We start from the raw sequence: 24,106 nt of genomic DNA, 5'->3' as shown, positions 1-24,106 counted from the left end.
AGTCCTCAGCCGGCCAGGTCCTGGGCGATGCGCTGCTGCTCGTCCTTCAGTGCCTGCGGCATGCGCGGGCCGTACTCGTCGAGGTACTCGCCGATGCTGGCGAACTCGGCCTTCCAGCCGGCATGGTCGAAGCCGAACAGCTTCTCGCGTGCCTCCTCGCCCAGCGTGATGCCGTCGAGGTTGAGGTCGCCTTCCGCCGGCAGGTGGCCGATCGGCGTTTCCACCGAACCGGCTTCGCCCTTCACGCGCTGGATCATCCACTCCAGCACGCGCAGGTTGTCGCCGAAGCCCGGCCACAGGAACTTGCCGTCGTCGCCCTTGCGGAACCAGTTGACGTGGAAGATCTTCGGCAGCTTCGCGCCGGCCTTGTCGAACGACAGCCAGTGGCTGAAGTAGTCGGCGAAGTTGTAGCCGCAGAACGGCTTCATCGCCATCGGGTCGCGGCGCATCACGCCGACCGCGCCGGTGGCGGCGGCGGTGGTTTCCGAGCCCATCGCGGCACCGACGAGGACGCCGTGCGCCCAGTCGCGTGCTTCGAACACCAGCGGCACCAGCGAAGCGCGGCGACCACCGAAAACAATCGCGCTGATCGGCACGCCGGCCGGGTTCTCGGCCTGCTCCGAATAGCTCGGACACTGCTTGGCCGACACGGTGAAGCGCGAGTTCGGATGTGCGGCGGGACCCTTGGCGGCGTCATACGGATTGCCGCGCCAGTCGGTGACCGGAGCCTGGCCGTTGTCCAGGCCTTCCCACCACGGCTGGTTGTCGGCGGTGACACCGACGTTGGTGAAGATCGTGTGGTGCTGGATCGAGGCCAGTGCGTTCGGGTTGGACTTGTCCGAAGTGCCCGGCGCGACGCCGAAGAAACCGGCCTCCGGGTTGATCGCATACAGGCGGCCGTCCGCGCCGGGGCGCATCCAGCAGATGTCGTCGCCGACCGTCCACACCTTCCAGCCCTGGGCGCGGTAGCCCTCCGGCGGAATCAGCATGGCCAGGTTGGTCTTGCCACAGGCCGACGGGAATGCCGCGGCGACGTAATGCGTCTCGCCCTGCGGATTCTCCAGGCCGAGGATCAGCATGTGCTCGGCCAGCCAGCCTTCCGAACGGGCCTGGTGCGAGGCGATGCGCAGGGCATGGCACTTCTTGCCAAGCAGCGCGTTGCCGCCGTAGCCGGAACCGAACGACTTGATCGTCAGCTCTTCCGGGAAATGCATGATGAAGCGACGCTCCGGATCGAGCTCGCCGATCGAATGCAGGCCGCGCACGAAGGTGCCTTCGCGCTCGATGCGCGCCAGCGCCGGTGCGCCCATGCGGGTCATGATGCGCATGTTGGCGACCACGTATGGGCTGTCGGTGATCTCCACGCCGCAACGCGACAGCGGCGAGTCGATCGGGCCCATGCAGTACGGGATCACGTACATGGTGCGGCCCTGCATGCAGCCTTCGAACAGCGCATCCATCTGCTTGTGGCCGTCGGCCGGCGACATCCAGTGGTTGTTCGGGCCGGCGTCTTCCTGCTCGCTGGTGCAGACGAAGGTCAGGTGCTCGACGCGGGCGACGTCATCGGGATGCGAGCGGTGCAGCCAGCTGTCCGGATGGGTCTGCTCGTTGAGCTTGACCAAGGGTGCCGTCGGCCTGCATCTGCTTGATCAGCGCGGCGTTCTCGGCATCGCTGCCGTCGCACCAGACAATCGCATCGGGCTGGGTCAGTGCGGCGACCTGGGCGACCCAGGCATTGAGTGCCGCCAGCTTGCTGCCTTCGCTCCCCGGCGCAATGGCAGGTTTCGAGACGTCATGGGAAATCGCATTCATTTGCAAACATCCTCCAGCGGGGGGCTGGTCTATCAAGAAGAAGGGATCAGCGTGGCCATCATGTGCTCGACATAGGCCTCGAATTCGTCGTGCTGCATGCGCGCCTGGTGCAGCTGCAGGTTCAGCTGCAGGAAGCCGACATAGGCGGCGTAGAGCAGGCGGGCGCGATGCTGGGCATCGGTCCGGGCCAGGCCGGCCTGGCGGAACGATGCGGTGAGGTAGTCCAGGCGGCGCTCGGACACGCGACCGATCACCGGCTGCACGGCCGGATGGTCGAGCGCCTTGAGCAGCTCGGAATAGATGACGTGCGACTTGAACTCGTGCGCGACCAGGGTGAACAGCGCGCGCAGGCGCTCACGCGGGTCGGAGATGGGTTCGAGCTGGCCGAAGACGGTCTCCTGCTCGACCTTCTCCCAGCGCTCCAGCGCCGCCACCAGCAGGGCGTCGCGCGAGGGGAAGTGCCAGTAGAAGCTGCCCTTGGTCACGCCCAGCCGGCGTGCCAGCGGTTCGACCGCAACCGCGGCGACTCCCTGTTCGGCGATCAGGTCGAGCGCGGCCTGGGCCCAGTCGTCTGCGCTGAGGCGACCGGTGCGTTCGGTTCCGGAGCCGCCGTTACGGGCCTGTCCGGGTCGGTCTTGCTTGGGGTGCGCGGTCGAGCTCATAGGTGACAAGTTTAACCATACGGCACCGGCGGGGACAGTATGTAGCTGCAACAGAACCGGAACGCCGGGGCGAATCAGGAAACATCGTGGTGCCCGCAGGGCCCTCAGACGGGCGGAACAGGCGCGTTACGCTGCCTTTTGAGCCGGGTCCGATGTCCTCCAGCCCGCTCCGGGCTGGTCCGGCATCCCGACTCCGCTTCCACTTCCTTGACAGCGACGGGCGAACATTACCATACTCGGCCGTATGTTGAGCGTTTGATGCAGTTGCTTGAATGGCCGGCCCCCTCTCTATCGGAGGCCGGCCCTTCCGCCACCGCCGCTTCGCCTCAACTCATATGGTCAGCCTGCCTTGTGCAGACTTCGTCATCGCCGCTGGAGCGTTGTCATGAGTATTGCGATTCCTTTCATTGCCTTCCTGCTGGTCGGGGCCATTGCCGCCTATCACCGGCTGCGCCTGCCGGTCTGGGCGGCGCTGACCGCGACGGCGCTGGTGGCCTGCTGGCTGCTGGGCGCCAACGGCACGGCCACTCTGGTTGCCGCCTTCGTCACCGCGCTGATCGCGCTGCCGCTGCTGCTGCCGCAGTTCCGCCTGCCCTTCATCACCAAGCCGCTGCTGGGCTTCTACACCAAGATCCTGCCGCCGCTGTCGGAAACCGAACGCGTCGCACTGGAAGCCGGCACGGTCGGCTTCGAGGGCGAGCTGTTCTCCGGCAAGCCGGACTGGAACGTGCTGTTGAACCAGGCCAAGCCGACCCTGAGCGCGGACGAGCAGGCCTTCCTCGACGGACCGACCGAAGAGCTGTGCCGGATGATCAACGACTGGGAGATCACCCACGTCCATGCCGACCTGACTCCGCCGGTGTGGGAGTTCATCAAGAAGAACAAGTTCTTCGGCATGATCGTGCCGAAGGAATACGGCGGCCTGGGCTTTTCGGCGCTGGGCAACCACAAGGTCATCCAGAAGCTGGCGTCGATCTCCTCGGTGGTCAGCTCCACCGTCGGCGTGCCCAATTCGCTCGGCCCGGCCGAGCTGCTGCTGCACTACGGCACCCAGGAGCAGAAGGACTACTACCTGCCGCGCCTGGCCGATGGCCGCGAAGTGCCCTGCTTCGGCCTGACCGGTCCGTGGGCCGGTTCCGACGCAACCTCGATTCCCGACTACGGCATCGTCACCACCGGTGAGTGGAACGGCGCGCGCGTGGTCGGCGTCAAGCTGACCTTCGACAAGCGCTACATCACCCTGGCGCCGGTGGCCACGCTCATCGGCCTGGCGTTCCGCATGTACGACCCGGACGGCCTGATCGGCGACCAGAAGGACATCGGCATCACCCTGGCGCTGCTGCCGCGCGACACCGCCGGTGTCGAGATCGGTCGCCGCCACTTCCCGCTCAACTCGCCGTTCCAGAACGGCCCGATCCATGGCCGCGAGGTGTTCATCCCGCTGAGCCAGCTGATCGGCGGCGAAGCCTACGCCGGCAAGGGCTGGCAGATGCTGGTGGAGTGCCTGTCGATCGGCCGCTCGATCACCCTGCCCTCCACCGCCAGCGGCGGCGCCAAGATGGCTGCGGTGGTCACCGGTGCCTACGCGCGCATCCGCAAGCAGTTCGGCCTCTCGGTCGGCCGCTTCGAGGGTGTCGAGGAAGCGCTTGCGCGCATCGCCGGCAACGCCTACGCCGCCAGTGCGCTGGCCGAGGCATCGGCCGCGGCGGTCGCGCGTGGCGAACTGCCGGCCGTGCCGTCGACGATCTCCAAGTACCACTGCACCGAGATGGGCCGCGAGGCCGCGCAGGATGCGATGGACATCCATGGCGGCAAGGGCATCATCCTCGGACCGAAGAACTACCTCGGCCGTGGCTGGCAGGCCTCGCCCATCGCGATCACGGTGGAGGGCGCCAACATCATGACGCGCTCGCTGATGATCTTCGGCCAGGGCGCGATCCTGTGCCATCCGTGGGTGCTCAAGGAAATGAAGGCGGCCACGCTGCCCGATCCGGACGAGCGCCTGCGCGAGTTCGACAAGAACCTGTTCGGCCACATCGGATTCGCCATCTCCAACGCCGTGCGCAGCTGGTGGTACGGCCTGGTCAACGCCAGGTTCGGCGCAGCCCCGGGCGATGCCTACACCCGTCGCTACTACCGCAAGCTCAACCGCTATTCGGCCGCACTGGCGCTGATGGCCGACACCTCGATGCTGCTGCTCGGCGGCAAGCTCAAGTTCAAGGAATCGCTGTCGGGCCGCCTGGGCGACGTGCTCAGCCACCTCTACATCGTCAGCGCGATGCTCAAGCGCTACGAGGACCAGGGCCGTCCGGTCTCCGACCAGCCGCTGCTGGCGTGGTCGGTGCACAACAGCGTGCACAAGATCGAGATCGCCTTCTCGGCGGCGCTGCGCAACTTCCCGATCCGTCCGGTCGGCTGGCTGCTGTGGATGCTGGTGTTCCCGTGGGGCCGCCGCGCGCAGGCACCGAGCGATCGCCTCGGCCACAAGACCGCGTCCTTGCTGATGTCGCCGAACGAAGCGCGTGACCGCCTCGCCGCCGGCATCTTCATGACGCCGGGCGAGAACAATCCGGCCGGCCGCATCAACAGCTACCTGCAGAAGGCGATCCTGGCCGAGCCGGTGGAGCGCAAGTTCCTCAAGGCGCTCAAGAACAGCGACATCGAGGCCCATGATTTCGCCTCGCAGCTGGACGAGGGCGTGCGCGAAGGCTGGATCACCGCCGACGAGCGTCGCCAGCTCGAAGAGCTGCGCGAGATGACCATCGACACCATCAGCGTCGATGACTTCGACAGCGAGGAGCTGCGTTCGGCGGGCTATCGCGACCTGCAGCACGACAGCCGCGCAGCCGCCTGAGGCGATTGCGGGTAATGACAACGGCGGGCATGTCCCGCCGTTGTCATATCTGACACAAGGAAGCTGATCCCATGTCCGCACCCATCCTCTCGATGTACCGCCGCATCACCCGCTGGCCAGCCGGCCATTGGCTGTTCTCGCGCGCGGTCTGCTTCAAGGCGCCCTACTTCGCCACCATCGCACCGCGCTTCGTCACGCTCGAGCCACAGGTCGCTGCGAAGTCCGCATCCACGACCGCCGCCGTGTCCACAACCACATCGGCACCGTGCATGCGATCGCGCTGTGCAACCTGGCCGAGCTCAGCGCCGGCGTGATGACCGACGCGACGATCCCGGCCAGCATGCGCTGGATCCCCAAGGGCATGACCGTCGAGTATCTGAAGAAGGCGACGGGCACCATGCACGGCGTGGCCACGCCGGACATCCCGGTGGTCGAAGCGGCAAGCGGCTACGAGCTGCCGGTCAGCGTCGTCGTCAGCGACGATGGCGGCGACGTCGTGTTCCGCGCCCGCATCGCGATGTGGGTGTCGCCGCGGCGGGCGCCGGCATAGCTATCCACTGCGCTTGCCCGCGAGCTTCGCATCGAAGCGCTCGCGGTCGATCACGAAGCGCTCGTGCTTGCCCTCGGAGACCAGCTCCACGCCGTCATGGGCCTTCACCGCGAATCGCAACTTGCGGCCTTCAATGGCCAGCAGCTCGACGGTGACCGTGACCGTAAGGCCCGGCGGCGTCGCTGCCGAGTGACTGACATCGATATGCGTGCCCACGGTCTGCTCCCGCGGCCAGTCCAGGTGCGGCTTGAGCGCGAGGATGCAGGCCCATTCGAGCAGGCCGACCAGGAACCCGGTGGCGAACACTTCGGGCATGGCGACGAACTCTTCGGATTCGGGATACAGCGCCGGCACCGTCTTGGAAAGCGGGACGGTGAAGGTGTGAACGTACTGGATGCCAGGGACGAGGGAGTCTTTCATGGTGAACTCCGTCAGGCAGGTGACGCGTCAGATCACGGCGTTGCATCGCCGATGGACAGCAGGACGTTGCCCATCACGCGTCCGGACTCGACCGCTTCGTGCGCCTGCGCGATCTCCTCCAGCGGCAGCCGCAGTGCAATGGCATGCTGCAGCGCGCCGGTGGCCGCCCACTCGTGCAGGCGTTCGATGGCCGCGGCACGATCGGCGCCGGACAGGTTGTAGACGATGAAAAACGACAGGCGCACGTTCTTCAGGATCGCCGGCACGAACGGCACCTTGATCTCGCTGGCGCCACTGCCATAGACGACGATGCGCCCTTCCGGCGCGAGCATGGCGAAGTCCTGTTCGGCATTGGCGGCGAAATCGACCTCGATGATGCAGTCGACGCCATGGCCGCCGGTTTCCTCGCCGACGCGTGCGACCACGTCCTCGCTGCGGTAATCGATCACCGCATCCGCGCCAGCCGCTCGCGCCCGCTCCGCCTTCTCGGCGGAACTGACGGTGGCGATCACCTGGCTTGCACCCGACAGGCGCGCCATCTGCACGGCGTAGTGCCCGACGGCCCCCGCGCCACCAGCGACGAGCACGCGTTTTCCGGCGACGCCGCCATCGACCATCACCGCATGGCAGGCCGTGAGTGCCGGAATGCCGAAGTTGGCGCCGACGTCCAGAGCGACCGCGTCAGGCAACGCCACCGCCTGCGCGGAAGGCAGCACGATCCATTCGGCAGCCGTGCCGTCGGCGCGGCCCCATGCGCCGTTCCAGATCCACACGCGCTCGCCCAGGCGCTGGGCCGGTACGCCCTCGCCCAGCGCGTCGACGACGCCGGCGCCGTCGCTGTGAGGGACGACGCTGGGGTAAGGCAGCGTGCTCGATCGCGTGCCTGCCCGCGCCTTCACGTCGGACGGATTGACTCCGGACCAGGCGACGCGGACACGGACTTCACCGGGTCCCGGCTCGGGCCGGTCCTTGTCGATGATGGCAAGTACGTCCCGGGCGGGGCCGGTGCGGGAATAGGCGGCAGCGCGCATGTCGGAGTCCTGCGACCGTGGGGGGTTGGCCGCAGGCGCAGGGTACGACTGTGCCGACGGCACCTCCAGTCCCACTGCCGGAACACTGGGCGATCGTCTGTCGCCTTGTAACGGACCTCGCGCCGTGCGAGCCCGCTACTCCTCGAAGCGACCCGTGCCTTGACGGTCGCGCTCGTAATGTCTCGTCAGCGGGAACGGCGGCAACCAGGATTCGCGACGCACGATCCAGCTCTCGTAGGTCGGCATCAGCTGGTCCGTGGCATCCAGCGAACCCAGGTTCACTTCAACCTCGTCCGCGCTGCGCCCGAAGACGGTCGAACCGCAGCGGGGACAGAAATGACGCCCGGCGTACTGGCGCGTCTCGCCCTCGATCGTCACCGCGTCCTCGGGAAATATCGCGGACGCGTGGAACAGGGCCCCGTGATGCTTGCGACAGTCGAGGCAATGACAAAGGCCGACCCGGTACGGGCGACCCGTTGCCACGATCCTGACGTCACCGCACAGGCAACCGCCAGCAAACCGGTCCATGCGCGATCTCCTGCTCACTGCCCCGCGGGGGGCTGCCAGAGTTCGATCTTGTTGCCTTCCGGGTCCATCACCCAACCGAACTTGCCGTATTCGGAATCGTCGGTCTTTTCGAGGACGTCGCATCCTTCGTCGCGCAGGGCCTGGAGCAGCGCCGCAAGGTCATCGACGCGGTAATTGACCATGAAGGTCGACTGGCTCGGTGCGAAGTGCCCGCCATCGGAAGAGCCGATCGACCAGATGGTCGTTCCGCCCGTGGGAGTTCCCGATGCGTCGGTCCACGTGAATGCCGCGCCACCCCATGGCTGCACATCGATCCCCAGATGCTGCTGGTACCAGGCGCGCAATGCGACCGGGTCCTTCGCATTGAAGAAGATCCCGCCGATACCTGTGACTCGCTTCATCTGAACCTCCTGGGCGTGATCGAAACCGTTCAAGCCAACGACACCGTCTTCCCGGTCCGCACAGACTCGTAGATGGCCTGCATGATGCGCACATCGCGCAGGCCTTCCTCGCCGGGAACCCTGGTGGGCTTGCGCTCGATGATGCAACGCGCGAAGTCGTCCATCTCGGCGGCGAACAGGTCGATCTCGGGATATCGGATCTCCTTGCCGTCACTGCGCCGGCCATGGTTGCCGCCGTAGAAAAATGCCGGATCAAGCTCGAACCAGCCACGTTCGGCGTTGACGCGCAGGTTCTGGATGCGGCCGGCCTTGTAGCTGGTGCTGCAGTACGCGACCACGCCACTGGGGAACCGGGTGGTCCAGACGACGCTCTCGTCGACCTCGGCGAACTTCACCGGGTCGGTCGAGGTCTGCTGCGCGGACACGGCGATGGGCTCCTCGCCCGTCAGGTAGCGCGTGGCCTGCAATGCGTAGATGCCGACGTCCATCAGCGCGCCACCGCCGGCCAGCGCGCGCTTCAGGCGCCATTGATCGGCGACTCCGACGTCGATGGCGAAGCCGGCCTGGAGGATCGTCGGCTTGCCGAACACTTCCTCGCGCACCAGCCGGATGCACTCGAGATGGTGCGGATCGTACTGGCAGCGGTATGCGGTGCCGAGCAGGCGGCCGGCGTTGCGGCAGGCATCGATCATCTGCTGGCAGCGCTCGACGGATATTTCCAGCGGCTTCTCGCAGAACACGTGCTTGCCCGCCTGCGCGGCCTGGATCGTGTGCTGCGCATGCAGCGCGTTGGGCGTGACGACGTAGACCAGGTCGATGTCGGGGTTGTCCGCCATCCGGTCCATGGTGTCGTACGAATAGACGTTGCCGGCAGGAATGCCGTACTTCGCCTTCCATGCCTCGGCCTTGGCCGGCGTGCCGGTGACGATGCCCGCGAGGCGGCAATGCCGCGTCTTCATCAGCGCAGGCGCGATCTGGTCGGTGCTGAGCTTGCCCAGCCCGCAGATGGCGACGCCGAGCTTGCCCGACTCCTGCGCCCGGGCACGGGTGGAACTGGTGCTGATGAAAGGCGCCGCCATCGCGGCGGCCGTGGAAGCCAGGAACTGACGACGGGATACCTCGGGCATGGCCGGTCCTCGAACTGGGCACGCGAAAGGTACCCTGCGGCGAGGCCTGGCCGCCAGCGATGTCCGCTACCGGCCAGGAGCGGACGTTCGTCCTGACTCAGTTCAGCCACGAGTCCTCCGATGCAAGCGAACTGTCAGCCGCTGCATGCCGGTGCGACGCGGGCGCGCACATACTCGGTACTCCCAAAGCAATACGATGTCCGAAGCGCACCATCGCGGCGCCTTGCGTAGATCGTGTACTTCTTCGAGATCGACACAGGCAGCCCACAATCAGAGTCCCCATAACCAGTCATCAACGAAATGGTCTTGGGACCCTTACCCTTGATGTAGTCCGAAACTTCGAACGTGACGCGCACGGAATCGAGGAATCTTGGGCGGATAGGCGTGGCGCTCGTTGGAGTGCCTCCGGACAGTCTTGAAACTGCGTCCATGATGCTCTGCCAAGCGCCGCCGCCCGACGCCTGAGCCGGAGGCACTACTTCAATCTTGACCGGGCGACCAACGAAGACCATCTCCGCCTTCTCCAGGGGCTGCTGCTTTCCTTCTCCAGGGCTACACACGCATGCAGACGCCTGTGTCGGCACGCATCCCACAATGAAAAGCAGGACAGCGCAGTTTCGCATCATGGCAGCCGCTACAGCCTCAAGAGATTTTTGGCCCGCTAACGAGCCGATGCCAAGCCCGACGGGACAAGGGTCTAACGTCCGCTTTGGGACCCAAAGCGGACACTAACACCTGTCCCGGCCGACGGCAGCCACACACGATTGTTTTGCAATGCAGCTACATGGCATGGAGCTTCCACTCGTGCGTCTTGTAGTGCCATCCAAGACACTCCGCCGAAGGCCAGTGGCGGCGGTCCTTTGGCATGAAAGCTTTTTTTCCATGAAGGGCCGTTGAGACCTGGCTGTCCGCGCTGGAGTACTTCCCATCCCTGCCCATCGGATCGATGTAGTACACGGTGTGATCTGGCGCGATGGTTATGTAACCCCAATCGAACAAGCGATGATGCGTTGCGCAAAGCAGCAGGCCGTTGCACGTGGCCATCCGCTGCGCAGGGCTGCAGGCGTTCCATTCGATCAGGTGGGCCGCCTGAAGGGCATCCTCGAAGGTCAGCCCACAGATTGCGCACCGCCCCTGATACGCGAGCAACAGCGCCTTTCTGAAGATCGATTGCGCCGTGCCACGCACCTTGACCTGCGCGTAGATGTCGGCGGCCTTCCCGGGGTCGGAATCCAGCTCCGCGGCGAGCGCTTCTTCGGTTTCGCCTTGAGATGCATAGAGGAACGGGTTCTCGCTCTCGTTCCATGCGTAGTTGCGGACCTTCCGCAATCCTTCGGGCAGGTCATCCACATCCCAAGCGATGAACCCCGAGCTTGGCGTCTGATCCTGCGCATTCACCACCAGGATCGTCAAAGGCGGAAGCTTCTGGTCGAGGCAATACGCCTGGATGACCCCCAGCACATAACGAAGCGCGCGTGGGTGGACATTGATTGCCGCACCCAACTCCCCGTAGGTGATCAGCCCACTGGCCTTCGACGCTACCGCGGCTAGTACATTCCAAGCCCGGTAAGCACGCTCTTCCTGATTGACAGCCATCAACTCCCCCAAGTGTCCGACGAGACCGTCCCTAGATAGTAGCCAAGGAACCGCCAATGATCTTTGCGATCATCGCTTGCGCCTTCGGCCAGAGGCGGCCTGCCGGTCCGCGCCTTAACAAACGTAGTCCGGGTAAGCGAAGCGCACCACCCGCGGATTACGCGACGTGGACGATCGTCCCGCCAGCGATGCCGTCATAACCAGTAACCTGCGGACGGGCCCCGTGCGCTGGTCGCCAGCGGGTGTAGCCCGGGTAAGGACAGAGGCCGCACCCGGCACTACCCTTTGCGAATGATCGCTATGGGTCGAAAGCGGACGTTAACACTGGACGAGGCGACCGCCCTGCCCCAATGACCGTTTCGGCCACAAGCGGACATTTGCGTCGGGCACGGAACAGTACTCAGGACGCAGGCTTGGCTTCCGGGAATTTCCAGGTGCCGTCGAGAATGGCCTGCTTCGGGCGGTAGAGCCGCACCCAGTAGTTCCAGCCAGCCATGATCGGCAGGCAGTTTTGCACCTTGCCGTCACAACCACCGAACTGGATGGTGACCGAACCGTCGGCCGCTTTCTTTGCCGTGACGTCGTTGACCGAGTATGCGTCCAGGTCGTTCTTGTGGAAGTAGCCATCCTGCCCGTACACGCTGACCGACCAGAAGGCGTCGACTGGAACACCAGGCTCGACCCTCATCGTGTGGACTGTCTTCCCGTCGTTCTTCGGCGGCACCACGATCAGGTAGATCGCATCCTTCTCGTTGTTTCCGCCCCAGCCGCTGGCGGCACCAATCAGGTGTTTCTCCGGGTCCACTTGTCCCCTCGGACCAAACATGCCGCGGCTGTCGGTCAATGTCGCAGCACGCTGGATCAGCCGTGCACGGACATTATCCTGGCTCGCCGCATCCCACCTGGGGACTTCCCAGGATCCCGTGCCGGCCTGCTCCACCTTGACATGGTCCTGCAACGCGTGGGCTGCCTTCATGTCCGCCGGATCGTTCGGATTGGCAAACGTCCGAACGCCGATCAGCACGTACCGTGTTTCGGCGTCGTTCTTCGAAATGGTGAATGTCGCCGGCGCGTACACCGTCTTCAGAGCGTACTCATCCTGATCGATCACGAGGGCCGACATGAAGCGCTTGCCCGGATCTGGCAGCGTGACGGTTACCGGGCCTGCTTCGAGATCGAAAACCCCAGGCGAGTACAGCGTGTCACGATTCGATCGGATAACCGCCTGCTTGTCGATCGGCATCAACTCGCGGAGGATCCCGAGCTTGCCGATCCCACTCCCCTCGACCCGGCTGTTGAAATACTTGTCGCTCTCTGCGCGGACGAAGTTCTCTTCGGTCACCAGTGTCGGCTGCGACGCAGCGGCCGTCGTCGATGCCGCGGAATCCGGCGGTTGAGACGCGGCCGACGCCGCCGGCTCAGAAGGAGCCGCGGAACTGGTCGGCTTCTGGCACCCTGCAGCCGCCACGACGACGCAGACGACGCAGACGACGAAGGCAGCGTGCACGCGGGCTGTATAGCTTCTGGCATTCATAAGACCACCACCTTCTCCATGTCGGGAAGTACCATGCCTCGACGAAGAGCGGCAGTCTTGTTCTGGTCGCGTTTAGCTGGTGTGAGGGAGCGTGTCCGCTTTGGATCGGAAGCGGAAGTTAGCACCAGTTCCCGACGCTTAGGTAGCACCGATGCCCGCTATCGGCCATAAGCGGCCATTCGCCAACGCCTGAACTAAGCCGAGCCGCGAAGCGGCTTCGGCTTGCGCGAAGCGATTTGTGTTCGGCTTGAACGAACTGTTATGCCTTAGCCGACTACCCGCAGCGCGAGTGCTGACCGATAGACCTTGCCTGCCAGCCTATCAACAGCGTCCATGCCAGCAACCAGCTCCAGGGCACCGTCAGGCCCAACTCGGGTCACGGGCGCATAGTCGTTGAAGCTGCCAGATCCGCCATACACGCACATGACTGAACCCGAAAGTTCGTTGAGCTGCTGCTGCGAGAAGCCAAGCCTGAGAAGCTCCCTGGTTGCACAGAGGCAACTCTCGAAATGCTTCCACCAGCCGCACATTGGATCAAGGGATAGCATGGCTACGAGCTGATCCAAGTGATCTTCCAGGTCTTTCAACTGCTGATGCCTTTCCATAAGGCCTAACGCCTGAATCAAGGGGAGCCGCGAAGCGGCTTCCACTTGAATGAATTGTCAGGTGCCATCTGCGCCCACCTGCGACCAGCGCACCTCAAGACTTGACCACTCCCCTGGCCCAGCGCGGCAATCGGCAGCACGACGGAACTCTGCGCTGGCGACCGCTACTGGCACATCGGATCCCAACGGAGTGAGATCAAACAAATCCATGGCATCGTCTGGGCCGTGGATGTCCAGCATTCGTGACTTGAAGGTGTGCGGCTTCCCACCAAAGAGGGCGACCCCTTCTCTAGGGCCATCGTAGAAGTCGACCATCTCAATGACCTTCTCGAAACCATCCATGACGCCCAGCTACCTAATAGACGGACCCGTGGGTCCGGTTATACGTCTGACGCCACACCCCGGCGAATGGGCTGTAACCCCCTGATTGCACTTGAGCTTATGCAAGCTGGGTCCGGCCAACAAGCCGGCGTATAGCCGAGCGCCCACGGGTGCCCCCGGTCAATGCCTCACTCGGCCAACGCCCACCACGGTCAACGAACAGGGAGAGCCGCGCGCGGTTGCAATCCGGGCGCGGGACTGCGACAAACGACGGACCTCCGATCGGGTCCGCCCATGTCCTACGTACGCTGCGTTCGAGGTATCGCCTCCGGCGTCGAGTATTCCGCCGACGTACCGATGAACCTCGATCCGGTCGACGGCCGGCCGGTCGAGATGGTGCTCGACCTCGAGCGACTGGCGGGCGAGAAACCAGATGCGGCGTGGTATCGCCCGCAGCGTCGAGACCTGTGGCGCTTTGGCGCGTTGATGGCGCTCGATGCCGACGATCCGGTCGACGCCGCGCATCTCGTCCCGCTCGGCGAAGGCGCGACGCCGCTGCTCGATTACTCGACGCATCCGGTCGCGGCAAAGGCGGGCCTTGCGCTCCAGCTCAAGGACGAAGGCAAGGCGCATCCCGGCCACGGCGCGAACCCGACGCAGAGCTTCAAGGATCGCGGTATGGCGATGGTCGCCGCGCAGGCGCGACGACTGGGGCTGACCAGGCTCGCGGTGCCGACGCAGGGCAACGCCGGCGATTCGCTGGTGCGTTACGCGCTCGAAGGGGGGCTGAGCGTCGTTGTCGCAATGCCGGACGACACGCCCATGCCAATTCTCGGCGGCGTCGCCGCGGCCGCCAAGCGCTATCCCGATCGGGTGATGCTTGAGCTGGTCGGCCCGACCATCCGCGAGGCCGGCGCGTTCCTCAAGGAGCGCTACATCCCAAATGGCTGGTTTTCCGTCGCGACGTTTCAGGAACCTGGGTGGCGGATCGAGGGGAAGAAATCGCTCGGCCTCGAACTCGCTGAGCCGGTGCCGGGCGAAACACGCTGGTCGTTGCCCGATGCGGTGATCTATCCCACCGGCGGCGGCACCGGCGTGCTGGGCATGTGGAAGGCGTGGGACGAGCTCGAGGCAATCGGCATGATCGGTGCGCGACGCCCGCGCATGCTGTGCGTGCAAAGCGCACGAACCGCCCCGCTCGTGCGTGCGTTCGACGACGGCGCGGGGGACACGACAGTCGTCGAGGCGGGCCAGACCCTCGCGGTGGGTCTCAACGTGCCCGGCGGCGTCGGTCATTTCCGCGTGCTGGACATCATCCGGGCGAGCGGTGGCGCGGCGATCGCGGTCGATGAAGCTGAGATCGAAACCGAACTCGCAGCGGGGTGGCGCCGCACGCGCGACTGGATCTCGCCGGAGGGCGCAGCCTGCCTCGCTGCCCTGCCACAGCTGCTCGACCGCGGCCTCGTCCGGCGCGGTGAGCGGGTGGTCGCGGTCAACACCGGCTCCAGCGAGAAGTACCTGCCGACGCTGCGCCACCTGCTATGACGGCGCCAGATCCAGACCGTGGTTCAGGACGCAGGCCAGCCAACTCGCTGCGGACACTGCCGGCACCTACTTCCCCCGGATGAGTCCACTTCGCTGGGGAATAGGAGCCGCCATCGTCTCCAGGCGCCGTAGTCGGCGCTTCTCGGCCAGATTCTGCTCGCTCTGGTTTGAGGTCGGGCTGGCATTGGCCGAGTGAATCGTTGCCGATCCGGTAGCGCAACCCGCAGCGACAAGGCAGAACATCAGACTTAAGGCTGTGCGTAGTCTCATGATCCCTCCAAAATGGTAGTGACTGCCAGGCCCATCATCACCGACCTACCGAACGCCTTGAACTTGGATGTTGCTTGCCGCGGAACCGATCAGATCGGATCGTCGATCGACCTGGCCAGTTCGGTGAAAAGTTTCGGCCCCGCCTCGGTCATGTACCAGCAGTCCTCCATCCGGACTCCGAACTCGCCTGGAATGTAGAGTCCCGGTTCGTCGGAAAAGCACATGCCCGGTGCCAGCGGCGTGGTGTCGCCATGCACGAGGTAGGGCGGCTCGTGGCCGTCCAGGCCGATGCCGTGGCCGGTGCGGTGCGAAAGACCGGGCAGCCGGTAGCCGGGACCCCAGCCTTCCTTTTCGTAGTAGGCGCGTACGGCGTCATCGATGGCGCCCACCGGCGTACCCAGCTTGGCGGTCGCCAACGCCAGCTCCTGGCCGCGCTTGACGGTATCCCAGACGTTTCGCTGCTTCGCGGTCGGCTTCCCCATCACCCAGGTGCGCGAGATGTCCGATTGGTAGCCGTGCACGGTGCAACCCACGTCCATCAGGATGACCGAGCCCTCGCGCAGCGTCTGCGGCTGCTTGGATCCGTGCGGATAGGCGCTGGCCTCGTTCAACAACACGAGGGCGAACCCCGGCACGCCACCCAGTGCCGCCGTGGCGGCATCGGTCATGGCGGCGATCTCGTCGGGGCGCATGCCGGGTCGGACGTTGTCATGGACGTGGCGCAGTGCTGCCAGCGTGACGTTGTTGGCGACTTGCATCAGTGCAAGTTCGGCCGGCGACTTGATCAGCCGGACGGCTTTCACCAGGGCGTCGCCGGACACCACCTGGTAGGCCCCTGCGCTTGCATCGCGCACGCCGTCGACGATGAAGAGTCGCGTGGTGGATTCGAACGCTATCGGGCCTGAAGTGACACCGCGGTCGCGGAGGGCGCCCACCAGGAGGGCGAACGGGCTCTCGTGCTCATTCCAAGGCCGCACGTCGCCGCCGACTGCTAGGGTCTCGCGGACCGAGGGCACTTCGAAGGCCGGCGTCACGACGACGATCTCGCCCCGGGCCGGGATCACGGCGGCGGTCGTGCGCTCCGAGCGATGCCACTGGATCCCGGTGAAGTAATCCAGGCTCGAGCCTGACTCGAGGATCAGGGCGCCGATCTTCTGGTCGACCATCAAGCGTTGCAGCTTGGCGATCCGTGCCAGGCGTTCGTCGGCCGAAATCGGCTTGGCGCCGACGGTCAACGAGGTCAGGCCAGGCACACCGGCCGGTGCGGCGTGGGCGGCCCGGCCGACCACCGTGAAAGTGGCAGACGCGGCGCCGGCGGCGGCAACGGCTGCACTGAGAAAGTCGCGACGACGCATGGAGTCTCCGGACTGTTGCCTGGGGATGCTTCGCAGTATGAGGCCGGAACTTGCCTCTCCTACAGCCGGTCTCCGCCGTCCTCTTGCCGGGCATCGAGCTGCTCCAGCGCGGCGCGCTGGTCACGACTGATCACCTCCGGCTCGCGCAACGGACGACCGCTGGCGTCGAAGAACGGCGTTGCGCGCTCGCGACGCAGTCGAGCGCCGATGATGCCGGCGAAGATGCGCAACCCGCCCGTGATGAAAGTAAGCGGCGTGGCGCTGACCGGCGCGGTGGCCGTCTTGGCGCTCAGCACGATGCGACCCTGCGGACCGAACGCCGTGTCCACCGCTTCCGGCGCTGCATCGAAGCAGACTGTCACCAGGCCCGCGTAGGGCACCTTCGGATTGCGCGGCGTATTGCCCAAGGGCGTGCGACAGCACGACGCGTACCAGCGCAGCAGTCCGTTGGGACTGAGCGACATGCAGGCAATGTGCTCGGAGCCGGAAGTGAAACGCACGGCGACCGGTGCCATCGCGACGATGTCGGTGCCACCGCCGGCATCCAGCACGCCAGGCTGCCCGATGAAGCGTCCGTAGGCACGGCAGTCCTTGCAGTAACAGGTCGCCCGTGTGTAGGCGCGGCGGGTGTCCATTTCGCCCCTCACCGCTCCGCAGCGACAGCGCAATTGCATCGTCATGCCTGTGGTCTCCATGAAAAAATCCTTCTCCTTCCGGACCCCGGCGACTCTAGCATTGGCGCCGTCCTCCATCGACCGGCAGTGTCGATGTGCAGGCCCGCCGTCATCCCTCCAGCTCGCCCAGCCTGCGCTCGATGAAGCGCCGTTGCGGCGCCTGCTGCGTCAGTTCCAGTGCCCGCAGGTAGGATGCGCGTGCCTGTTCGGTTCTCCCCAACCGCCGGCACAAATCGGCATGTGCCGAATGCGCCAGCGGGTATTGAAGCAGTTCGCCCCGCGCGAGCAGGGCTTCGACGAGGGCCAGCCCCGCGGCAGGGCCGTCGCGCATCGCCACCGCCGCTGCGCGGTTCAGCTCGACCACCGGCGAGGGGTCGGCGCGCAGCAGCAGTTCGTAGATCGCAACGATCTGCGCCCAGTCCGTTTGCGCGGCGCTGGCGGAGGCGGCATGCACCGCGGCGATCGAGGCCTGCAGGCTGTACGGGCCGAAGCGGCGCGATGCACGGATCCGCTGCACCAGCGCCAGTCCTTCGGCGATCAGACGGCGGTCCCACAGGCTGCGGTCCTGCTCGGCGAGCAGCACGAGGTCACCACCCGTAGTAGCGCGCGCCGGCCGCCGCGACTCGTGCAGCAGCATCAGCGCCAGCAGGCCGAGTGTCTCCGGGTCGGGCAGCAGTTCCACCAGCAAGCGGCCAAGCCGGGTCGCTTCGCAGCAAAGATCGTGGCGCGTCAGCGACTCGCCCGACGTCGCCACGTAGCCCTCGTTGAAAACGAGATAGATCACCTGCAGCACGTTGTCGATGCGCTGCGGCAGTTCTTCGCGGGACGGCACCTGGTAGGGGATCCGCGCCTGGCGGATCTTCGACTTCGCACGGACGATGCGCTGGGCCACGGTCGGCGCCGGGATCAGGAACGCCCGCGCGATCTCCTCCGTGGTCAGGTCGCAGACTTCGCGCAGCGTGAGGGCGACCTGCGCATCGGCGGACAGGGCCGGGTGGCAGCAAGTGAAGATCAGGCGCAGGCGGTCGTCCTCCACGTCCTCGTCGAGGGCGGCACCGTCGCCGAGGTCGCTGTAGAGTCGCTCGGCGATCTGCGTCAGCGATGCGTCGAAGCGCGAGCGCCTGCGCAGGCTGTCGATCGCCTTGAAGCGCCCGGCCGACACCAGCCAGGCGCGTGGCTGCTCCGGTATGCCCTGCTGCGGCCATTGCTCGATCGCGGCGCGGAAGGCGTCGTGCAGCGCCTCCTCGGCGAGGTCGAAGTCGCCGAGGAGGCGGATCAGCGTGGCCAGGACGCGGCGCGATTCAAGGCGGTAGACCGCGTCCAGCCGGTCGCGGACCGGATCGCCACTGCGGTCGCCGAGGTCGCTCACCAGCTGGCTACCGTTCGAACTCCATCACTGGCCGCACCTCGACGCTGCCGAAGCGGGCCGACGGGATGCGCGCAGCGATGCGTATCGCCTCGTCGAGGTCGCGCGCCTCGATCAGGAAGAAGCCGCCCAGCTGCTCCTTGGTCTCCACGTACGGGCCATCGGTGGTGGAGGTGCGGCCGTGGCGGACGCGCACGACGGTCGCGCTGCTCACAGGCATCAGGGCCTCGCCACCCAGGAGATGGCCGCTCTGGCCCAGCTCGTCGGAAAGGGCAAAGTACTCGCCGAGGATCGCGTCGACCTCGTCCTTGGGCATGGCGTCGAACAGCTTCTCGTCGTCGTAGATCAGGCAGGCGTATTTCATGGTCGGCTCCTGTGAGGATTGCGCCGGGGCGCGGCAGGGGCGGCCGGTTCGTGCCGCCTTACCGGATAGTCGTCCCCAGGTGCCGGGTTTCGACATCCCGGTCCGGGGGATTACGCAGACGGGCTCGATTCGTCAGGCAGCGTGCGCTGCGCGCGGATCACTTTCCATGCGCCAAAGGTCAGGCCCAGCGCGACGGCCATGCCGGCCACGAACACCAGCCGCGAGCCGAACGCCGACAGCGCCTTGTGCAGCCACACGAACGTCAGGTCGCCGCCGCGATAGACCACCGTGTCGATCACCGCCTTGGCCTTATAGCGCGATTCGCGATCGACGCGGGTGTAGATCGTTTCCCGACCGGGCTTGGCCAGCGAGAACTCGCCGGCGCGCGTAGCCACCTGCACCATCGCCACCAGCAGCGGCACCGGCGACAGCGCCAGCATCGCGTAGCCACCGAGGATGGCGAACGCGGGGATCAGCAGCGTCGGCCCGACGCCGTAGCGACGCAGCAGGAAGCGCGTGAGCAGCAACTGCACCAGGATGGTCACGGTGTTCACCGCGCCGTCGATGATGGAGTAGTAGCGCGTGGCCGCGCGCGCATCGGGGTAGAACGCTTTCACTATAGCCGCCTGCTCGTTGTAGAGCAGCGTGCCGACGCCGACGCCGAAGAACACCGTGATCGCCAGCGCGCGCAGCAGCGGCCGCTGCCAGACCAGGCGCAGGCCGGCCACGATCGATCCGCCCATCGCGGACTCGCCGTCGACGCCGCCGCTGAGCTGCTCGCGCCGGATCGCCCACTTGCGCAGCTGCAGGATGCACAGCAGGCACACCGCGAGGAAGCCGGCCGACACCAGCAGCAGGTTGGCCACGCCGATCGTGCCTACCAGGCTGGTCGTCAGCAGCGGGCCAACCAGCGCGCCGATCGTGCCGCCCGCGCCGATGTAGCCGTACAGGCGCTTGGCGTGGTCGTTGTCGAACACGTCGGCCATGAAGCTCCAGAACACGGCCACCGCAAACAGGTTGAACACCGCCACCCAGATGAAGAACACCGCGCCGCGCCCCGGCACGTCGTGGTCGAAAGCCCAGTAGAAGCCGAGCAGGCAGGCGATGAAGACCAGGTACACCGCCGGCAGGAATACGCGGCGTGGGAAGCGCGACACCAGCGCCCCGTACACCGGCTGCAAGAGCACCATCGTCAGGAAGGTGCCAGTGAAGAGCACCTGCAGCGTGAAGTCCTTGAGGGCGAAGCCGTGCGCCGCCGCCCAGTCGATGCTGGCCTGCGGGAATACCGTGGCGATGTCGCCGGAGGCACCCATGGCGTCGCGGACGGGACGCAGCACGTAATAGCCACACAGCAGGCAGAAGAAATACAGCAGCGACCACCACAGCGGCGGCGACTCGCGCAGCGCGGCCTGGAAGTTGCGCAGGTGGCCGCCCTCGCTCCGGCCACGCTCGCCCCGGCCACGCTCGCCCGCGCCGTCGCCGACCGCGCCCTCGCCGTGCCCGCCTGTCGCCATGTTCCGCTTTCCTCGCGGCCGGCCGGCGCGCTGTGGGTTGGGCGGATGATAGGGGAGCGGCCGACGGGGCGTGAAGCAGGCGCGGGAGCGGCCACAGGCGCGGTCGCCGGGCCGGCCCTGCCCCGCACCGTCCCGCGGGAGCATTTGCTCTAATGGCCCCCCTTACGGTCGCTCGGCTGTAGGGCAGTCTCCACGAGCAGGGCGCAGGCAACGTGTTCGATTACATCATCATCGGTGCCGGCTCCGCCGGCTGCGTCCTCGCCAATCGCCTGTCCGCCGATCCCGACGTCCGGGTGCTGCTGGTCGAAGCCGGCCCGCGCGACAGCCATCCCTTCATCCACATGCCCGCCGGCCTGGCCAAGCTGGTCAACAACAAGCGGGTCAACTGGGATTACCACACCGCAGCCGAAGCGCAGCTCGACAACCGCGTGCTGTGGTGGCCGCGCGGCAAGGTGCTGGGCGGTTCCAGTTCGATCAATGCGATGTGCTACACGCGCGGCGTCGCCGGCGATTACGAAGAGTGGGCCGCGCTCGGCGCCGATGGCTGGGACTGGAAGTCGGTGCTGCCCTACTTCCGCCGCAGCGAGCGCAACCAGCGCGGCGCCGACGCGCTGCACGGCGACGAAGGCCCGCTGTACGTGTCCGATCTGCGCTACAGCAGCCCGTTGTCGCAGGCCTTCATCGAGGCCGGCCATCAGGCCGGTTATCCGCTCAACCGCGATTTCAACGGTCCCGCGCAGGCAGGGTTCGGCCTCTACCAGGTCACGCAGAAGAACGGCGCCCGCTGCTCCAGCGCGGTGGCCTACCTCGATCCGATCCGTGAGCGCCGCAACCTGACCATCGTCACCGATGCCCAGGTCAACCGCATCACCTTCGAGCGCGGCCGCGCCAACGGCGTGATCTATACCTCCAAGGGCCGTGCCTTCCACCAGCCGGCAGCGCGCGAAGTGCTGCTGTGTGGCGGTGCCATCAACTCGCCGCAGCTGCTGATGCTGTCCGGCGTCGGCCCGGCCGCGCTGTTGCGCCGCCACGGCATCGACGTCGTCGCCGACGCCGCACAGGTCGGCGAGAACCTGCAGGACCACCTCGACATCTGCACGCTGCAGCACGCCACGCAGCCGGTGACCTACGACCGCCTCAACGACGCCAAGGTCGCCTTCGACTACTACATGCGCGGCCACAGCGGCGTGGGCAGCAGCAACATCGCCGAAGCCGGTGCGTTCGTGCGCTCACGCTTCGCGCCCGACGATCGTCCGGACATCCAGCTGCACTTCGTCCCGGCCATGCTCGACGACCACGGCCGCCACCGCCTCAAGGGCATCGGTTACACCGTGCACGGTTGTTTCCTGCGTCCGCGCAGTCGCGGCCGCATCACCCTGGCCAGCGCGCGCGCCGGCGACAAGCCGCGGATCGAAGCCAACTACCTCAGCGATGCCGATGGCTTCGACATGAAGATGATGGTCGAGTGCGCCAGGCTGTCGCGCGAGCTGCTCGCGCAGCCGGCGTTCGATGCCTACCGCGGCGCGCCGATCTTCCCGGCACGCAACGATCTCGACGACGCGCAGCTGATGGAATTCATCCGCGCCAAGGCCGAGACCATCTACCACCCGGTCGGCACCTGCCGCATGGGCCACGACGAGGCCTCCGTGGTCGACCCGCAGCTGCGCGTGCGCGGCGTCGAAGGCCTGCGCGTGGTCGATGCCTCGGTTATGCCGACGCTGATCGGCGGCAACACGAACGCGCCGACGATGATGATTGCCGAGCGTGCCGCCGACTTCATCCGCGCGGGCTGAAGCACGCGGGCTGAAGCACGCTAGCCCAAGCACGCGGGTGCGACGTTCATTTTGCGCAGTGCCCGAACACGCAAAAATCTGAACAGGTGCCAGCAGGGCCTGCGAAATGAGATGCCCGGCACTTATCCCAGCCAAATCAGTCCGGTGAGTCCCATAGCTGCCACAACCCCTGAGATCGGAGCTAGAATCGGGCCGGATCGCAGCACGAACAGGCGCTCAGGGCCATGAATACCAATAACAAGAAGCGCTCCCGCGCCCTCCCGCGACTCGGCGCCATCGCCCTGCTGCTGCCGCTGACCCTGGGCTCCACCGCACAGACCCCGTTGCACTGGAACCCGCAGCCGAGCACGCCCAGCGTCGCGGCACAGGGCAGCGTCACGGTCACCACCCGCACTGCACCGCTCCCGCCGGCGCCGCCGCTGGCACCGGGATTCGATGTACGCCAGTTCGAATCGATGGCGCAGCAGCTGGTCGCCGGCCAGCGCGTTCCCGGCCTGGCGATGGCGCTGGTGCACAACGGCCAGATCATCAGCGCGCGCGGCTACGGCATCACCGACGTAAGCCACGCGACCGCGGTCGACTCGCACACCGTGTTCCGCCTGGCATCGCTGTCGAAGAGTTTCGCCGGCACGATGACCGGCTTGCTGGTCAATGACGGCTCGCTGCGCTGGGACAGCAAGCTGGTGCGGTACCTGCCGAGCTTCCAGCTCAGCGATCCGTCCGCGTCGCAGCAGCTCACCGTCGCCGACCTGCTCAGCCATCGCGTCGGCCTGACCCACAATGCCTTCGACCGCGACCTCGAGCGCTTCACCGATTACCGCACGCTGACGCAGAAGCTGGCGTACGCGCCGCTCAAGTGCGCACCGGGCACCTGCTACAGCTACCAGAACATTGCCTTCAGCCTGATCGGCGACGTGGTGTTTGCCGCCACCGGCGACTTCTATGCGCAGGAAGTGCAGCGCCGTCTGTTCAAGCCCCTGGGCATGAACGACGCCAGCCTCGGCCTGGAAGGCATCCAGGCCAGCCCGAGCTGGGCGCGTCCGCACGTGCGCGGTCGTGGCGGCTGGGTGTCGACGATGCCCAAGTCGACCTACTACCAGGTGCTGCCGGCCGCTGGCGTCAACGCCAGCGCCAGTGACATGGCGCAGTACCTGCTCGCCCACACCGGACATCGCCCCGACGTGCTGCCGGCGCCGCTGCTGGCGACGCTGCACCAGCCGCTGGTCGACACGCCGAGCGAGATGCGCGGTTCTTCCTGGCGCCGCCAGCGTCTTACCTCCGCCGGCTATGCACTGGGCTGGCGCGTCTACGACTACGGCGGCCATCGCATCGTGTTCCATGGCGGTGCGGTGCAGGGCTATCGCGGCATGATCGCGATGGTGCCCGACCGCGACTTCGGCGTCGCCGTGATGTGGAACAGCGAGAGCTCGCTGCCCTCCGGCCTGGTGCCGACCATCCTCGACCGCGCACTGGGCCTGTCGCAGCAGCAGTGGCTCGACGACGACATCGACGAGACCCTTTACGCCGACGCCGCACAGCCGGCCTCGCCGAACGCACCGGGCAGCCAGGCACAGACGGCCAGCTCCGCTCCGCGTTGATCCTCGCGTAGTCCGGCGATCGCGCCGGGCAGACGCACCACCGTCCGCACCGTCATCCCGGCGAAAGCCGGGATCCACGTTGGCGGTGACGCGAAGGCAACAGCAAGATGGATCCCGGCGTTCGCCGGGATGACGGGGTCCCGGGCGTCGCGCATTTCCGGATCCCCAAAAAAAAACTCTCCCCCC

At 66.3% G+C, this 24,106-nt stretch carries 21 protein-coding genes and 1 pseudogene; 5 read left to right on the top strand and 17 right to left on the bottom strand.

The features are described from left to right. Positions 1-5: 5 nt before the first annotated feature. Genes HIV01_RS17870 through HIV01_RS17865 form a run of 3 tightly spaced genes read right to left on the bottom strand, consistent with a single transcriptional unit; the run spans position 6 to position 2,474 of the window. Positions 6-1,622, bottom strand: a complete 1,617-nt coding sequence (locus tag HIV01_RS17870; protein WP_280633573.1) for a phosphoenolpyruvate carboxykinase (GTP) — start codon at positions 1,620-1,622, stop codon at positions 6-8. Next, positions 1,561-1,812 carry a hypothetical protein gene (locus tag HIV01_RS18430; protein ID WP_280633572.1) on the bottom strand — a complete coding sequence of 84 codons (252 nt, stop codon included), beginning with the start codon at positions 1,810-1,812 and terminating at the stop codon, positions 1,561-1,563. The genes HIV01_RS17870 and HIV01_RS18430 overlap by 62 nt, the downstream gene beginning before the upstream one ends. Before the next feature lie 32 nt (positions 1,813-1,844). Continuing rightward, positions 1,845-2,474 (bottom strand): TetR/AcrR family transcriptional regulator, encoded by a 630-nt coding sequence (locus HIV01_RS17865; protein WP_200604223.1) that lies wholly within the window; start codon positions 2,472-2,474, stop codon positions 1,845-1,847. Between the two features lie 385 nt (positions 2,475-2,859). On the opposite strand from HIV01_RS17865, the gene HIV01_RS17860 reads away from it, so the two are divergent. Together HIV01_RS17860 and HIV01_RS17855 are read left to right on the top strand one after the other, a co-directional pair. Further along, complete coding sequence (locus HIV01_RS17860; RefSeq protein WP_200604222.1) at positions 2,860-5,328, top strand: acyl-CoA dehydrogenase; 2,469 nt, start codon at positions 2,860-2,862, stop codon at positions 5,326-5,328. A gap of 71 nt (positions 5,329-5,399) precedes the next feature. Further along, positions 5,400-5,878 (top strand): annotated as a pseudogene (locus HIV01_RS17855) (hotdog fold domain-containing protein). On the opposite strand, the gene HIV01_RS17850 reads toward HIV01_RS17855, so the two are convergent. The 9 genes from HIV01_RS17850 to HIV01_RS17810 all read right to left on the bottom strand — a co-directional run bounded on the left by HIV01_RS17850 (position 5,879) and on the right by HIV01_RS17810 (position 13,462). Next, entirely contained in the window at positions 5,879-6,298 is a 420-nt protein-coding gene (locus tag HIV01_RS17850; RefSeq protein WP_200604220.1) for a thioesterase family protein, read from the bottom strand. Positions 6,299-6,330: 32 nt separating this feature from the next. Continuing rightward, a complete protein-coding gene (locus HIV01_RS17845) occupies positions 6,331-7,329 on the bottom strand; it encodes an NADPH:quinone reductase (RefSeq protein ID WP_200604219.1) in 999 nt (332 codons plus the stop codon). Between the two features lie 135 nt (positions 7,330-7,464). After that, a complete protein-coding gene (locus HIV01_RS17840) occupies positions 7,465-7,857 on the bottom strand; it encodes a GFA family protein (protein ID WP_200604218.1) in 393 nt (130 codons plus the stop codon). A gap of 14 nt (positions 7,858-7,871) precedes the next feature. Continuing rightward, positions 7,872-8,291 (bottom strand): VOC family protein, encoded by a 420-nt coding sequence (locus tag HIV01_RS17835; protein WP_342367054.1) that lies wholly within the window; start codon positions 8,289-8,291, stop codon positions 7,872-7,874. After that, positions 8,288-9,385, bottom strand: a complete 1,098-nt coding sequence (locus HIV01_RS17830) for a Gfo/Idh/MocA family protein (RefSeq protein WP_200604217.1) — start codon at positions 9,383-9,385, stop codon at positions 8,288-8,290. Before HIV01_RS17830 ends, HIV01_RS17835 begins: the two co-directional genes overlap by 4 nt. Before the next feature lie 780 nt (positions 9,386-10,165). Continuing rightward, positions 10,166-10,981, bottom strand: coding sequence for an HNH endonuclease (locus HIV01_RS17825; RefSeq protein ID WP_200604216.1), 816 nt, complete (start codon positions 10,979-10,981; stop codon positions 10,166-10,168). A gap of 400 nt (positions 10,982-11,381) precedes the next feature. Further along, complete coding sequence (locus tag HIV01_RS17820) at positions 11,382-12,515, bottom strand: DUF1214 domain-containing protein (RefSeq protein ID WP_200604215.1); 1,134 nt, start codon at positions 12,513-12,515, stop codon at positions 11,382-11,384. A 266-nt stretch (positions 12,516-12,781) separates the two neighbouring features. After that, positions 12,782-13,120 (bottom strand): hypothetical protein, encoded by a 339-nt coding sequence (locus tag HIV01_RS17815; RefSeq protein ID WP_207527030.1) that lies wholly within the window; start codon positions 13,118-13,120, stop codon positions 12,782-12,784. Between the two features lie 57 nt (positions 13,121-13,177). After that, the gene (locus tag HIV01_RS17810) at positions 13,178-13,462 is read right to left on the bottom strand and encodes a hypothetical protein (protein WP_200604213.1); all 285 of its coding nucleotides are present in this window, start codon (positions 13,460-13,462) and stop codon (positions 13,178-13,180) included. A gap of 273 nt (positions 13,463-13,735) precedes the next feature. Here HIV01_RS17810 and HIV01_RS17805 point away from each other — a divergent pair, with 273 nt between their 5' ends. Further along, positions 13,736-14,986, top strand: a complete 1,251-nt coding sequence (locus tag HIV01_RS17805; RefSeq protein WP_200604212.1) for a threonine synthase — start codon at positions 13,736-13,738, stop codon at positions 14,984-14,986. Positions 14,987-15,345: 359 nt separating this feature from the next. Here HIV01_RS17805 and HIV01_RS17800 read toward each other — a convergent pair whose 3' ends face one another. From HIV01_RS17800 to HIV01_RS17780, 5 genes are all read right to left on the bottom strand, one after another. Then, entirely contained in the window at positions 15,346-16,611 is a 1,266-nt protein-coding gene (locus HIV01_RS17800) for a M24 family metallopeptidase (protein ID WP_200604211.1), read from the bottom strand. 59 nt (positions 16,612-16,670) lie between these two features. Continuing rightward, the gene (locus HIV01_RS17795) at positions 16,671-17,285 is read right to left on the bottom strand and encodes a DUF6151 family protein (protein WP_280633603.1); all 615 of its coding nucleotides are present in this window, start codon (positions 17,283-17,285) and stop codon (positions 16,671-16,673) included. A gap of 109 nt (positions 17,286-17,394) precedes the next feature. Next, entirely contained in the window at positions 17,395-18,654 is a 1,260-nt protein-coding gene (locus tag HIV01_RS17790; RefSeq protein ID WP_200604209.1) for an RNA polymerase sigma factor, read from the bottom strand. A gap of 7 nt (positions 18,655-18,661) precedes the next feature. After that, on the bottom strand, positions 18,662-19,015 hold the full coding sequence (locus tag HIV01_RS17785) for a YciI family protein (RefSeq protein ID WP_200604208.1): 354 nt from the start codon (positions 19,013-19,015) through the stop codon (positions 18,662-18,664). A 110-nt stretch (positions 19,016-19,125) separates the two neighbouring features. Next, entirely contained in the window at positions 19,126-20,529 is a 1,404-nt protein-coding gene (locus HIV01_RS17780; RefSeq protein ID WP_200604207.1) for an NTP/NDP exchange transporter, read from the bottom strand. 212 nt (positions 20,530-20,741) lie between these two features. Here HIV01_RS17780 and HIV01_RS17775 point away from each other — a divergent pair, with 212 nt between their 5' ends. Beyond that, the gene (locus HIV01_RS17775) at positions 20,742-22,322 is read left to right on the top strand and encodes a GMC family oxidoreductase (RefSeq protein ID WP_200604206.1); all 1,581 of its coding nucleotides are present in this window, start codon (positions 20,742-20,744) and stop codon (positions 22,320-22,322) included. Between the two features lie 224 nt (positions 22,323-22,546). Then, positions 22,547-23,920, top strand: coding sequence for a serine hydrolase domain-containing protein (locus HIV01_RS17770; protein WP_200604205.1), 1,374 nt, complete (start codon positions 22,547-22,549; stop codon positions 23,918-23,920). Positions 23,921-24,106: the final 186 nt, after the last annotated feature.

The organism is Lysobacter arenosi (assembly GCF_016613475.2).
Classification (GTDB): domain Bacteria; phylum Pseudomonadota; class Gammaproteobacteria; order Xanthomonadales; family Xanthomonadaceae; genus Lysobacter_J; species Lysobacter_J arenosi.
The sequence above is the reverse complement of the archived record's forward strand: the minus strand, read 5'-3'. Positions and strand labels throughout refer to the sequence as shown.

Excerpts from the sequence above, each read along its gene's own strand:
- HIV01_RS17830 (WP_200604217.1), bottom strand. The coding sequence starts at position 9,385 with ATGCCCGAGGTATCCCGTCGTCAGTTCCTGGCTTCCACGGCCGCCGCG.
- HIV01_RS18430 (WP_280633572.1), bottom strand. The coding sequence starts at position 1,812 with ATGAATGCGATTTCCCATGACGTCTCGAAACCTGCCATTGCGCCGGGG.
- HIV01_RS17860 (WP_200604222.1), top strand. The coding sequence starts at position 2,860 with ATGAGTATTGCGATTCCTTTCATTGCCTTCCTGCTGGTCGGGGCCATT.
- HIV01_RS17780 (WP_200604207.1), bottom strand. The coding sequence starts at position 20,529 with ATGGCGACAGGCGGGCACGGCGAGGGCGCGGTCGGCGACGGCGCGGGC.
- HIV01_RS17810 (WP_200604213.1), bottom strand. The coding sequence starts at position 13,462 with ATGGATGGTTTCGAGAAGGTCATTGAGATGGTCGACTTCTACGATGGC.
- HIV01_RS17800 (WP_200604211.1), bottom strand. The coding sequence starts at position 16,611 with ATGCGTCGTCGCGACTTTCTCAGTGCAGCCGTTGCCGCCGCCGGCGCC.
- HIV01_RS17805 (WP_200604212.1), top strand. The coding sequence starts at position 13,736 with ATGTCCTACGTACGCTGCGTTCGAGGTATCGCCTCCGGCGTCGAGTAT.
- HIV01_RS17865 (WP_200604223.1), bottom strand. The coding sequence starts at position 2,474 with ATGAGCTCGACCGCGCACCCCAAGCAAGACCGACCCGGACAGGCCCGT.
- HIV01_RS17815 (WP_207527030.1), bottom strand. The coding sequence starts at position 13,120 with ATGGAAAGGCATCAGCAGTTGAAAGACCTGGAAGATCACTTGGATCAG.
- HIV01_RS17820 (WP_200604215.1), bottom strand. The coding sequence starts at position 12,515 with ATGAATGCCAGAAGCTATACAGCCCGCGTGCACGCTGCCTTCGTCGTC.
- HIV01_RS17850 (WP_200604220.1), bottom strand. The coding sequence starts at position 6,298 with ATGAAAGACTCCCTCGTCCCTGGCATCCAGTACGTTCACACCTTCACC.
- HIV01_RS17840 (WP_200604218.1), bottom strand. The coding sequence starts at position 7,857 with ATGGACCGGTTTGCTGGCGGTTGCCTGTGCGGTGACGTCAGGATCGTG.
- HIV01_RS17770 (WP_200604205.1), top strand. The coding sequence starts at position 22,547 with ATGAATACCAATAACAAGAAGCGCTCCCGCGCCCTCCCGCGACTCGGC.
- HIV01_RS17785 (WP_200604208.1), bottom strand. The coding sequence starts at position 19,015 with ATGAAATACGCCTGCCTGATCTACGACGACGAGAAGCTGTTCGACGCC.
- HIV01_RS17825 (WP_200604216.1), bottom strand. The coding sequence starts at position 10,981 with ATGGCTGTCAATCAGGAAGAGCGTGCTTACCGGGCTTGGAATGTACTA.
- HIV01_RS17795 (WP_280633603.1), bottom strand. The coding sequence starts at position 17,285 with ATGCAATTGCGCTGTCGCTGCGGAGCGGTGAGGGGCGAAATGGACACC.
- HIV01_RS17845 (WP_200604219.1), bottom strand. The coding sequence starts at position 7,329 with ATGCGCGCTGCCGCCTATTCCCGCACCGGCCCCGCCCGGGACGTACTT.